12 protein-coding genes and 3 pseudogenes are annotated in these 12,146 nt (G+C 52.2%); 14 read left to right on the forward strand and 1 reads right to left on the reverse strand.

Features of this window, described 5'->3' with window-relative positions:
* The first annotated feature begins 148 nt into the window (after window positions 1–148).
* The 12 genes and pseudogenes from fliD to prfH all read left to right on the forward strand — a co-directional run.
* Window positions 149–1,464, forward strand: a pseudogene (fliD, locus tag FEK66_RS07270) (flagellar filament capping protein FliD).
* Window positions 1,465–1,486: 22 nt separating this feature from the next.
* Complete coding sequence (gene fliS, locus FEK66_RS07275; RefSeq protein WP_000285319.1) at window positions 1,487–1,879, forward strand: flagellar export chaperone FliS; 393 nt, start codon at window positions 1,487–1,489, stop codon at window positions 1,877–1,879.
* Between the two features lie 4 nt (window positions 1,880–1,883).
* Window positions 1,884–2,195: a flagellar protein FliT gene (locus tag FEK66_RS07280; RefSeq protein ID WP_135409518.1), complete on the forward strand. Its 312-nt coding sequence runs from the start codon at window positions 1,884–1,886 to the stop codon at window positions 2,193–2,195.
* Window positions 2,192–3,241 carry a flagellar hook-length control protein FliK gene (locus FEK66_RS07285; RefSeq protein ID WP_135494374.1) on the forward strand — a complete coding sequence of 350 codons (1,050 nt, stop codon included), beginning with the start codon at window positions 2,192–2,194 and terminating at the stop codon, window positions 3,239–3,241. The genes FEK66_RS07280 and FEK66_RS07285 overlap by 4 nt, the downstream gene beginning before the upstream one ends.
* A 7-nt stretch (window positions 3,242–3,248) precedes the next feature.
* Entirely contained in the window at window positions 3,249–3,716 is a 468-nt protein-coding gene (locus FEK66_RS07290; protein WP_135491981.1) for a flagellar basal body-associated FliL family protein, read from the forward strand.
* Between the two features lie 19 nt (window positions 3,717–3,735).
* The gene (locus tag FEK66_RS07295; protein WP_130218408.1) at window positions 3,736–4,452 is read left to right on the forward strand and encodes a FliA/WhiG family RNA polymerase sigma factor; all 717 of its coding nucleotides are present in this window, start codon (window positions 3,736–3,738) and stop codon (window positions 4,450–4,452) included.
* 12 nt (window positions 4,453–4,464) lie between these two features.
* A complete protein-coding gene (motA, locus tag FEK66_RS07300; RefSeq protein WP_131161619.1) occupies window positions 4,465–5,328 on the forward strand; it encodes a flagellar motor stator protein MotA in 864 nt (287 codons plus the stop codon).
* A gap of 2 nt (window positions 5,329–5,330) precedes the next feature.
* Window positions 5,331–6,254 carry a putative lateral flagellar export/assembly protein LafU gene (gene lafU, locus FEK66_RS07305; protein ID WP_135494371.1) on the forward strand — a complete coding sequence of 308 codons (924 nt, stop codon included), beginning with the start codon at window positions 5,331–5,333 and terminating at the stop codon, window positions 6,252–6,254.
* A gap of 70 nt (window positions 6,255–6,324) precedes the next feature.
* A complete protein-coding gene (gene dinB / locus FEK66_RS07310; protein ID WP_130209685.1) occupies window positions 6,325–7,380 on the forward strand; it encodes a DNA polymerase IV in 1,056 nt (351 codons plus the stop codon).
* The gene (locus FEK66_RS07315) at window positions 7,377–7,829 is read left to right on the forward strand and encodes a GNAT family N-acetyltransferase (RefSeq protein ID WP_130209683.1); all 453 of its coding nucleotides are present in this window, start codon (window positions 7,377–7,379) and stop codon (window positions 7,827–7,829) included. The genes dinB and FEK66_RS07315 overlap by 4 nt, the downstream gene beginning before the upstream one ends.
* A gap of 190 nt (window positions 7,830–8,019) precedes the next feature.
* Window positions 8,020–8,382: pseudogene (locus tag FEK66_RS07320) on the forward strand (RtcB family protein); the annotation flags it as partial.
* Window positions 8,381–8,548 (forward strand): annotated as a pseudogene (prfH, locus tag FEK66_RS25625) (peptide chain release factor H); the annotation flags it as partial. The pseudogenes FEK66_RS07320 and prfH, both read left to right, overlap by 2 nt.
* 56 nt (window positions 8,549–8,604) lie before the next feature.
* Here prfH and pepD read toward each other — a convergent pair.
* A complete protein-coding gene (pepD, locus tag FEK66_RS07330; RefSeq protein ID WP_135409524.1) occupies window positions 8,605–10,062 on the reverse strand; it encodes a cytosol nonspecific dipeptidase in 1,458 nt (485 codons plus the stop codon).
* Between the two features lie 260 nt (window positions 10,063–10,322).
* On the opposite strand from pepD, the gene gpt reads away from it, so the two are divergent.
* Together gpt and frsA are read left to right on the forward strand one after the other, a co-directional pair.
* Window positions 10,323–10,781, forward strand: a complete 459-nt coding sequence (gene gpt, locus FEK66_RS07335; RefSeq protein WP_001291990.1) for a xanthine phosphoribosyltransferase — start codon at window positions 10,323–10,325, stop codon at window positions 10,779–10,781.
* Between the two features lie 92 nt (window positions 10,782–10,873).
* Window positions 10,874–12,118, forward strand: a complete 1,245-nt coding sequence (frsA, locus tag FEK66_RS07340) for an esterase FrsA (RefSeq protein WP_135494369.1) — start codon at window positions 10,874–10,876, stop codon at window positions 12,116–12,118.
* The last annotated feature ends 28 nt before the right edge of the window (window positions 12,119–12,146 follow it).

The following is a 12,146-nucleotide window of genomic DNA, read 5'->3' on the forward strand; positions in this document are numbered from 1 at the left end:
GTGGGCGGTGTTGTGCTTTCTGCGGCAGACACTCTTCCGCCTGGCCGGAAACGCCATTTCCGCCTGTTTTTCAATCTATTGATTATTCACATAAAAAATATTGGCACGCCTTTTGCCAATAACCTGACATCGTTATCCGGAGTCATCAATGATCAACCCAAGAACCATTGCGCAAGAAATCGCTTATGCAGATGTCGCCACTCAGGCAGCAAATTTGCAGGAGAAGCAAACGGAGCTGGATGCTGAAAGCAGCGGCCTGGACTCGCTCAGCTCGGCGTTGAGCGATTTCCAGAGCGCCGTCGACGCGCTGAACAGCGATACCGACGGCCCGGTGACCTTCGCCGCTAGCAGCAATAATGACTCGGCGACCGTTTCCGCTAACTCGCAGGCGCAGGCGGGAAGCTACTCATTTTTCGTTGAGCAACTGGCGCAGGGGCAGCAGACCACGTTCAGTATGGGCGATGACACCTTTTCTGCGACGGGCACTTTTGAACTGACCATGGGCGACAGCACCATGGATATCGACCTGGCGGCGGCGGATCAGAACGGTGACGGCGACGGTTTTATCGACGCCAGCGAGCTGGTGAATGCGATTAACGACTCCGATGACAATCCGGGCGTCTCGCAGCACTGGTAAAAACCGATGGCACCACCACGATTATGCTCACCTCCGATAGCACCGGGGCACAGAGCGCGTTTTCGGTGAGCGTAACGGGGCATGACGCCAGCAACGATAGCGCCAGCGCGCCCGTTGCCACGGATGTTTCCTCAGCCCAGGACGCGATTATTCATCTCGGCAGCGCCACAGGGCCTGAGATCACCAACAGCAGCAATACGTTTGATGATGTGATCCCCGGCGTCACCATGACTTTCACCGAAGTCAGCGATTCTGACAGCGATCTCACCACCTTTAACATCAGCGAAGATTCCAGCGCCAGCCAGGAGAAAGTACAGACCTTTGTCGATGCCTATAACACCTTGATTGATACGGTTGATTCGCTGACCACTCACGGTGATGACAGTACCAGCGCCGGGGTATTTGCGGGCGACGCCGGACTCAGTTCACTGGCGAACCAGCTCGATGACATCGCCCATGCCAGCTACAACGGCGTGTCGATTGTTGACTATGGCATCACCCTCGATTCTCACGGCCACTTACAAATTGATTCTGACCAGTTCAACGATGAAATGAAGAAAAATCCTGACGGCCTGACGTCTATTTTCGTTGGTGATAACAGCATGGTGGCGCAGATGGACGACCTGATTAACACCTACACGGACTCCAGCAACGGCATCATCACCCTGCGCCAGCAGAACATTGACGATCAGATGAGCAAAATTCAGGACGAAGGCGACCAGCTTACCGATACCTATAACGCCAACTACGACCGTTATCTCGAGGAGTACACCAACACGTTGGTCGAGGTATACACCATGAAAGCCAGCATGGCGGCATTCGCGTAACTCAGAAGGAATATCCCTAAAGATGTACCAAGTACAGGACGGCTATTCGCAATACAAAGAGATCGATCTCGCGGCGCGTACTGCGGCGGCATCTCCGCTTGAACTGGTGCTGGTGCTGTTTTCTGGCCTGATGGACGAGCTGGAACGCGCCAAAAGCCATATTGAAGGGCGGCGTTTCGAGAAGAAAGCCCAGAGCATCAATAAATGCATCGACATTCTCAATGCGCTCACCAGTTCGCTGGAGTTTGAAACTGGCGGCGAGCTGGTGGTCAACCTTTCGCGCCTCTATGACCACTGTGTGTATCGCTTGTATGAAGCCAGCGGCGAACTGTCGGCAGAGAAAATCGATGAAGTGATGCTGATTTTAAGCAACCTGCGCGAAGGCTGGGAAGGGCTTTCGGGCAAGCTGGGTTAAGACGATGGAAAAACAACGCAGGCAACTTTTCGCGCTGGTTGAGGCGATGAATGAAGCCCTCGACAAGCAACGCTGGCGACGCCTTCCGGCACTGCATCAGCAGTTGATGCGCCAGTTTCACGATTACGCGGCGGTGGAAACCGACGCGGCGCAGTTATGTGTGGTGAAGGCGCAACTGTACGGCGCGTTTAATGCCCTGATTAAACGGCGCGAGCAGCGCGCAGAAGTGTTGAAGGCGCGTATGGAACAGCATCAGCGGCATCAGGAAGGCGTACTGGCCTACTCAATTGTTAATTTACTTTCGGAGAAGTCATGAATCCGGCATTGCTTGCCACGCTCGGAACGCTTGCGGAAACGGCGTCGCTGAAAGCGAATATTTTACCGCCGGTGAGCGGTGAAAACGCGCCCGCGTTTACCCTGCCGAAAATGGCGGTCGCGGCGGTGGCGGAGCGCGTTCATAGCGCTAAAACCAGTCAGCAACAGGCGACGCGCCCGCAGGAGAACGATCCAGTGGCGATGCAGGCGCTAATGGCGCTGTTACTTCCGCAACCTGCCACACCGCATCAGGACTCGCCGCAGCCGCGAAACGTCGCAACATCGCCGGTTATCCAGCAATTGACGAAAGCGGTGGTGCAAAACGCGCCGCAACAGCAGGAACTCACGCCGTTGCCGCCGCAGCTGCAGGAACTGATCAGTCAGTTGCCGCAGGCGAAACCCGAACAGCAGGCCAGACTGGCGACTTACGCCAGTGAAGATTTACATGCCATTGCGCCGACGCAGCCGCGCGTATCGGCACAGCCCGCTCGCCCGAAACCTGAACTAACCCGTGTGACCGCGCGACCGCAGGTCGAGCGTAAAACGGAAAAAGTGCCGGACAGCGAACCGGTTATTGCGCGTGCGGTGTTGCAGGTTAAGACGCCGGAGCTGGTCAGCGATCATCAGGAGATTGTCGCCAAACCTGTCACGCTTTCGATGGACGAACTGGGCGAAAAACTGACGACGCTGTTGAAAGATCAGATCCACTTTCAGCTCAACAAACAACAACAGATCTCCACCATCCGTCTCGATCCACCGTCGCTTGGCAAGCTCGAGATCGCCGTACAACTCGACAACGGCAAACTGATGGTGCACATCGGCGCGAACCAAAGTGAAGTTTGCCGCGCGTTACAGCAGTTTAGCGACGATCTCCGCCAGCATCTGACGGCGCAAAATTTTATGGAGGTGAACGTACAGGTTTCCTCCGAAGGGCAGTCGCAGCAACAACAACAGTCGGGCCATCAGCAGGAAGAGGTGAGTGCCGCCTTACAGCTTGATGATGCGCCTCAATTTCAACAGAACGAATCCGTTTTGATCAAAGTGTAAAGGCAATATGAAGAAAATCGTGGTGGCGGGCGTGGTCAGCGCCGTTCTGGCGTTGGTGGTGGGGGCCGGAGCTGGATGGGGTGTCTGGCATCATTATGCTGGAAAAGGAAAACCGACGGCCGCCGCGCAGACGGAAACGGTGGCAACCCTGGATGAAAGCAAAAGCGTATTTGTGACGCTACCGGAAACCATTGTCACGCTGCATGACAACAACGGCGCGGACCATTATTTGTCGGCGGAATTAGTGATGGTGGTCGCCAGTGATAAAGAAGCGGAAAAAATAAAACATCAGGAGCCGCTGTATCAAAGTATTGCGGTTGAATGCCTGACGGAAATGAAATTTGAAGATTTGCGCGGCATGAAAATATCTGCCATCCGCAAACTGATTTCTGACGCGTTAAAGAAAGATCTTCAGCGTCGCAAAATGAGCGCACCGTATAAGGATTTGCTGGTGAAAAAAGTGGTCTTCCAATAATCACCAGGCGGATATAAACATGCTACAGGACGTATTCGAGTCAGAAGAATTTGCTGCTGCGCCGGTATTAACCCCGCAGCAGGAGAGCCACTATTTACAGGCTTATTTACCGCTGGTGCGTAAAGTGGTGCGGCACCTTGCGCCGCAGTGTAATTGCATTATTGACCGTCAGGATATGGAACAGACGGCGTTAATAGGGCTGCTTAACGCCATTCGCCGCTACGGGCTGCCGGACGAAGGTTTTGCGGGCTATGCCGTGCACCGTATTCGCGGCGCGATCCTTGATGAGCTGCGCGCTCTCGACTGGCGACCACGCCAGCTGCGACAGAAATATCATCAGATGAAAGACCTGATTCGCGAAACGCGTAAAAAACTGGGACATGAGCCGGAGTGGTCAGAACTGGCCGTGGAAGGGATCTCGCATGGAGATTACCTCGAATATCAGCAACTGGAAGGGGCGGAAACGCTCGCCAGTCTCGACGAATTACTGAACGGTGAAGGGCCTGGCATTCCGCTTGCTGGCAGGGAGCTGGAAGATCAGTTTGTCACCCAGCAAATGTTGCAACAGGCGCTTTCACAATTAAGCGAAAAAGAGCAACTGATCCTCTCTATGTATTACCAGCATGAGATGAATCTCAAAGAGATTGCGCTGGTATTAGGGCTAACCGAGGCCCGAATTTGTCAATTGAATAAACAGATCGCGCAGAAAATTCGTGATTTTGTCTATCCGAATTAAAGTGAAAAAATCATGCAAAAAATATTAGGTTTACTGGTGGTGCTCGGCTGTGTATTCGGCGGGTATTTTGAAGCGGGCGGCCAATTAATTGCTATCTGGCAGCCTGCAGAGATAGTTATTATTTTAGGTGCTGGTTTCGGGGCGATGATTATTGGTAACCCGAAGCATGTGCTGAAAGAGATCGCCCATCAAATTAAAGGCGTAATCAGTAAAAAACAGCTCGGACCGGAGTTTCAGCGCCAGCTATTAATGTGCCTGTATGAGTTGCTCGAAATGGTACAAAACGGTGGCCTGCGGATGTTGGATCAGCATATTGAGCAGCCGGAAGAGAGCACCGTTTTCCAGAAATACCCGCTGGTGTTAACTCAGAAACGGCTGGTGACCTTTATTGCCGATAACTTTCGCCTGATGGCGATGGGCAAGATTGACGCTCATGAACTGGAAGGCATTCTCGATCAGGAGCTGGACACCGCCGAAGAGGCGCTGTTAACGCCGTCGCGCTCGCTGCAACGTACCGCCGAAGCGATGCCGGGATTTGGCATTTGCGCGGCGGTGCTGGGCATCATCATTACCATGCAGTCAATTGACGGATCTATCGCCCTGATCGGCCTGAAAGTGGCGGCGGCGCTGGTGGGGACGTTTTTAGGCGTGTTTATCTGCTACTGCCTGATGGACCCGCTCGCTAACGCGATGGAACAACAGGCGCGGGCGGAACATTCTTTGCTGGAATGCGTGCGTACCGTGCTGGTGGCGCAGGCAGGCGGCAAACCGACGCTGCTGGCGGTGGACGCCGGGCGTAAGCTGCTGCATCTGGCATCTAAACCGACCTTCGCCAACCTCGACGCGTGGGTGAATGCGATGCTGGAGCAAGAATAAGCATGAGAAAGACGGGCAACCGCCGCGATCGTGGGGCAAAAACGACCATCGTTCGGCGGCAGATCAAAAAGAATCATGCCGGGCACCACGGCGGGGCGTGGAAGGTGGCGTTCGCCGACTTTACTTTGGCAATGATGGCGCTATTTATGACGCTGTGGATTGTCAACAGCGTCAGTAAATCCGAGCGTGAAAGCATTATCGCCGCGCTGCACGGACAGTCGATTTTTAACGGTGGCGGGCTGTCGCCGTTAAATAAAATCAGCCCGTCTCATCCGCCAAAACCTGCCACCGTGGCGGTGCCGGAAGAGACGGAGAAAAAAGTGCGTGACGTCAACGAGAAAACGGCGCTGCTGAAGAAGAAATCCGCCACCGAGCTTGGCGAGCTGGCAACCAGTATTAACACTATTGCCCGTGATGCGCATATGGAAGCGAATCTGGAGATGGAGATTGTCCCGCAGGGATTACGCGTGCTGATTAAAGACGACCAGAACCGCAATATGTTTGAGCGCGGCAGCGCGCAGATTATGCCGTTCTTTAAAACGCTGCTGGTGGAGCTCGCGCCAGTTTTCGACTCGCTCGATAACAAAATTATTATTACCGGGCATACCGATGCGATGGCCTACAAAAACAATATCTACAACAACTGGAACCTTTCGGGCGATCGCGCGCTTTCGGCTCGTCGGGTGCTGGAAGAGGCCGGAATGCCGGAAGATAAAGTGATGCAGGTGAGCGCAATGGCGGACCAGATGCTGCTGGACGCCAAAAATCCGCAAAGCGCGGGTAATCGGCGCATCGAGATTATGGTGCTGACTAAAAGCGCGTCCGATACGCTGTATCAATACTTTGGTCAGCATGGGGATAAAGTGGTGCAGCCGCTGGTGCAAAAGCTGGATAAGCAGCAGGTGCTTTCGCAGCGAACGCGTTAAACGGTGAATCTTTACGCATTTCTCAAACCCTGAAATCACTGTATACTTTACCAGTGTTGAGAGGTGAGCAATGCGTAAAATCATTCATGTGGATATGGACTGCTTTTTCGCAGCGGTGGAGATGCGCGACAATCCCGCCCTGCGCGATATCCCTATTGCTATTGGCGGCAGCCGCGAACGTCGGGGGGTGATCAGCACCGCCAATTATCCCGCGCGTAAATTTGGCGTACGTAGCGCTATGCCTACTGGGATGGCGCTCAAATTATGCCCACATCTCACCTTGCTTCCGGGGCGCTTTGACGCCTACAAAGAAGCCTCGAATCATATCCGCGAAATTTTCTCGCGTTACACTTCGCGCATTGAACCACTGTCGCTGGATGAAGCCTATCTCGACGTCACCGATAGTGTCCATTGCCACGGTTCTGCGACCCTCATCGCCCAGGAAATCCGCCAGACGATTTTCAACGAGCTGCACCTGACGGCGTCTGCGGGCGTTGCGCCAGTTAAGTTTCTCGCCAAAATCGCCTCCGACATGAATAAACCCAACGGCCAGTTTGTGATTACTCCGGCAGAAGTTTCGGCATTTTTACAAACCTTGCCGCTGGCAAAAATTCCCGGTGTTGGCAAAGTCTCGGCAGCAAAGCTGGAAGCGATGGGGCTACGAACCTGCGGTGATGTGCAAAAGTGTGATTTGGTGACGTTGCTTAAACGCTTTGGCAAATTTGGCCGCATTTTGTGGGAGCGTAGTCAGGGGATTGACGAGCGCGACGTTAACAGCGAACGGTTGCGAAAATCCGTCGGCGTGGAACGCACGATGGCGGAAGATATTCATCACTGGTCTGAATGTGAAGCAATTATCGAGCGGTTGTATCCGGAACTTGAACGCCGTCTGGCAAAGGTAAAACCTGATTTACTGATTGCTCGCCAGGGGGTGAAATTAAAGTTCGACGATTTTCAGCAAACCACTCAGGAGCACGTCTGGCCGCGGCTGAATAAAGCTGACTTAATCGCCACCGCGCGTAAAACCTGGGATGAACGCCGCGGCGGGCGCGGTGTGCGGCTGGTGGGGCTGCATGTGACGTTGCTTGACCCTCAAATGGAAAGACAACTGGTGTTGGGATTATGAATAACATACAAATAAGAAACTATCAGCCTGGCGATTTTCAGCAACTATGCGCTATTTTCATTAGAGCGGTTACGATGACCGCCAGTCAGCATTATTCTCCACAACAAATTGCCGCCTGGGCGCAGATTGACGAATCTCGCTGGAAGGAGAAACTCGCGAAATCACAAGTGCGGGTTGCAGTCATTAATGCACAACCGGTTGGTTTTATTTCCCGCATTGAACATTATATCGATATGTTATTTGTTGACCCGGAATACACCCGCCGCGGTGTCGCCAGCGCCTTGTTAAAACCTTTGATTAAGTCTGAATCCGAACTTACGGTGGATGCCAGCATAACCGCAAAACCCTTTTTTGAACGTTATGGTTTTCAGACAGTTAAGCAGCAGCGAGTTGAATGCCGGGGAGCGTGGTTTACTAATTTTTATATGCGATATAAACCGCAACATTAAATCCAGCTTGCAATGAAAATAACGCCTGCCTAGTATGTGCGCGTTTTCTTATTCCACAAACTGCAAGGAGGTAAATCATGACAAATCCTTTATCAATGACTCTTTGCAGACCTTTCCAGGATTAATCCTTTTTTTCTTGCCCTGGATTCGTCTGCCATTTCCTGATTTTTATTCATAAATGGAATGGTACATGGGCAAATATATTCGTCCCTTATCCGATGCGGTATTTACCATCGCATCTGATGACCTGTGGATCGAGAGTTCAGCGATCCAACAATTACACACCACGGCAAATTTACCCAACATGCAGCGCGTTGTGGGGATGCCAGATTTACACCCCGGACGCGGCTACCCGATTGGCGCAGCGTTCTTCTCCGCAGGCCGTTTTTACCCGGCACTGGTCGGCAATGATATCGGCTGCGGCATGGCGCTATGGCAAACAGATATTCTCGCTCGCAAATACAACGCCGATAAATTTGAAAAGCGATTATCAGCTTTGGATGACGTTGCTGAAGAAAGCTGGCTGGAGGAAAACCTGCCGTCAGCATTTGCAGCATGCGAACAAACGGCTGGCGCGATTGCTGATCGCCTGGAAGCTAGAACAACAGCAACAGGAAAATAGCGCGGTGCTGAAATCGCAGCGGCGAATGTTCCATCACCAGATTAAACGTGGCAACCCGCGACGAACGTTCACAGGGATGGCTTTTATCGAAGGATAATGAAGGATGAAACTGCCGGAAGGCGATTAAACGCCATCCGGCAGCAAATCAAATAATTACTTCGCCGGAATTTCTTTCAGCAGTTCAGTCAGAAGCCGCCAGTAGTGACCTACGCTTTCGATGTGAACTTGCTCATCCGGAGAGTGTGGGCCGGTGATTGTTGGCCCGATAGAAACCATGTCCATTTCCGGATACGGTTTTTTGAACAGACCACATTCCAGGCCCGCATGGATAATCTGGATGTTCGGCGTCTTGTTGAACAGACGCTGATAGGTTTCACGTACCAGATGCATTACCGGAGAATTAGCGTCCGGCTGCCAGCCAGGATATGCGCCTTTCGCTTCGGTTTTCGCGCCTGCCAGTTTACCCAGCGAATCCAGCATGCTCACCACGTAGTCTTTACCGCTGTCGATCAGAGAACGGATCAGGCAGTGAATTTCTACGTTGTTGTCGGTCATGGTCACCACACCGACGTTCAGGGAGGTTTCAACCACGCCTTTGGCTACATCGGAGTTACGAATCACACCGTTCGGGGTGGCGTTCAGCAGACGAATAAAGGTATCGCGAGATTTCGCAATCAGGGCAGCTTTATCGTTCGCTACAGAGTCCAGCAACAAGGCCAGATTCTTCTCTTTTTCTGCCAGTTCGTTTTTCAGGATGTCCTGATAGGTATTCACCAGAGATTTCAGTGCGTCGACTTTATCAGCTGCGACAGCAATGGTCGCAAAGGCTTCACGCGGGATGGCGTTACGCAGTGTGCCGCCGTTGAAATCAATAAGACGCAGATCCAGTTCTTCTGCATGACCCGCCAGGAAGCGAACCAGCAGTTTGTTCGCGTTACCCAGGCCAACGTGGATTTCACCGCCGGAGTGACCGCCTTTCAGACCTTTTAAGGTTAACTTGAAGGTTTCAAAGCCAGCTGGAACCGCTTCACGATCTAAATGCAGGTTGGAGGTGAAGTCGATACCCCCCGCACATCCCATGTAGATTTCACCTTCTTCTTCGGAGTCGGTGTTAATCAGAATGTCAGCCTGCAACCAGTTGCTTTGTAAACCGAATGCGCCGTCCATACCGGCTTCTTCGGTCATAGTCAGCAGCACTTCCAGCGGGCCGTGAACCACGTTTTCGTCAGCCAGAACCGCCAGCGCAGACGCCATACCAATGCCGTTATCTGCACCCAGCGTGGTGCCGCGCGCTTTAACCCATTCGCCATCAATATAAGGCTGGATAGGATCTTTGGTGAAGTCGTGCACGGTGTCGTTGTTTTTTTGCGGCACCATATCGAGGTGAGCCTGCAGGACAACCGGTTTACGGTTTTCCATACCTGCGGTGGCAGGTTTACGAATCAGGATATTCCCCACTTGATCGCGTTCGACGTGGAAACCTTTTTCTTTTGCCCAACCTACAATGTATTCAGCGAGTTGCTCTTCATGATAGGACGGGTGAGGAATAGAACAGATTTTTGCAAAAATATCCCACAGCGGCTGTGGAGATAATTGAGACAGTTCAGACACGTTAAGTCTCCTTGTCGATCACCCGCAAAACAGTATTGCAGGTCACAGGGTTAGCAGAAAATGTTGTCAGCACAAGTCAGGCTTGCGAGATATGTTTGAGAATACCACTTTATCTAGCGACAGGTAGTAGCAGTGCGTAAAAAGACGCGGACTTATGTGAAATACTGGTTTTTAGTGCGCCAGATCTCTATAATCTCGCGCAACCTATTTTCCCCTCGAACACTTTTTAAGCCGTAGATAAACAGGCTGGGACACTTCACATGAGCGAAAAATACATCGTCACCTGGGACATGTTGCAGATCCATGCACGTAAACTCGCAAGCCGACTGATGCCTTCTGAACAATGGAAAGGCATTATTGCCGTAAGCCGTGGCGGTCTGGTACCGGGTGCGTTACTGGCGCGTGAACTGGGTATTCGTCATGTCGATACCGTATGTATTTCCAGCTACGATCACGACAACCAGCGCGAACTGAAAGTACTGAAACGCGCAGAAGGTGACGGTGAAGGCTTTATCGTCATTGATGACCTGGTAGATACCGGTGGTACTGCGGTTGCGATTCGTGAAATGTATCCTAAAGCACACTTTGTGACTATCTTCGCGAAACCGGCTGGTCGCCCGCTGGTTGATGATTATGTGGTTGATATCCCACAAGATACCTGGATTGAGCAACCGTGGGATATGGGCGTCGTATTCGTCCCGCCAATCTCCGGTCGCTAATCTTTTCAACGCCTGGCACTGCCGGGCGTTGTTCTTTTTAACGTCAGGCAGGTTACAATAGCTTCCAGTAAGTATTCCTGGAGGTTGCATCCATGACACAGGCTAATCTGAGCGAAACCCTGTTCAAACCCCGCTTTAAACATCCTGAAACCTCGACGCTAGTCCGCCGTTTTAACCACGGTGCGCAACCGTCGGTGCAGTCGGCCCTCGATGGCAAAAATATTCCTCATTGGTATCGCATGATTAACCGCCTGATGTGGATCTGGCGCGGTGTTGATCCGCGTGAAATCCTCGACGTTCAGGCGCGCATTGTGATGAGCGATGCTGAACGCACCGACAATGATTTATACGATACGGTGATTGGCTACCGTGGCGGCAACTGGATTTACGAGTGGGCCACCCAGGCGATGGTGTGGCAACAGAAAGCCTGTGCGGAAGAAGATCCGCAACTCAGCGGGCGTCACTGGCTGCACGCAGCTACGTTGTACAATATTGCCGCCTATCCGCACTTGAAGGGCGATGATCTGGCTGAACAGGTACAGGCGTTGTCAAATCGCGCGTATGAAGAAGCTGCGCAACGTCTGCCTGGAACAATGCGGCAAATGGAGTTTACCGTTCCGGGGGGCGCGCCCATCACTGGCTTTTTGCATATGCCAAAAGGTGATGGTCCATTCCCGACAGTATTAATGTGTGGTGGTCTGGATGCGATGCAAACCGACTATTACTCCCTTTATGAGCGCTATTTTGCACCGCGCGGCATTGCGATGCTGACTATTGATATGCCTTCAGTCGGTTTTTCCTCAAAATGGAAACTCACCCAGGATTCCAGCCTGCTGCACCAACATGTCTTAAAGGCGCTGCCTAACGTTCCATGGGTAGATCACACTCGCGTTGCCGCCTTTGGTTTTCGTTTCGGTGCTAACGTTGCTGTACGCCTGGCTTATCTCGAGGCATCACGTTTGAAAGCGGTGGCCTGTCTTGGCCCGGTGGTTCACACCTTGCTGAGTGATTTTAAGTGCCAGCAACAAGTGCCGGAAATGTATCTTGACGTTCTGGCGAGCCGACTGGGAATGCATGATGCTTCTGATGAAGCGTTGCGTGTTGAGCTGAATCGCTATTCATTAAAAGTGCAAGGATTGCTGGGACGTCGTTGCCCAACGCCAATGTTATCAGGGTATTGGAAGAACGATCCGTTCAGCCCGGAAGAGGATTCACGCTTAATCACGTCGTCATCTGCGGATGGTAAATTGTTAGAGATTCCGCTTAACCCCGTGTATCGGAATTTTGGCAAGGCGCTTCAGGAAATCACCAACTGGATCGAAAAGCGATTGTGTTAAAAATTTGCTAAATTTTGTCAATTTGGTA

It is taken from the genome of Escherichia sp. E1130 (assembly GCF_005781065.1).
Taxonomy (GTDB): domain Bacteria; phylum Pseudomonadota; class Gammaproteobacteria; order Enterobacterales; family Enterobacteriaceae; genus Escherichia.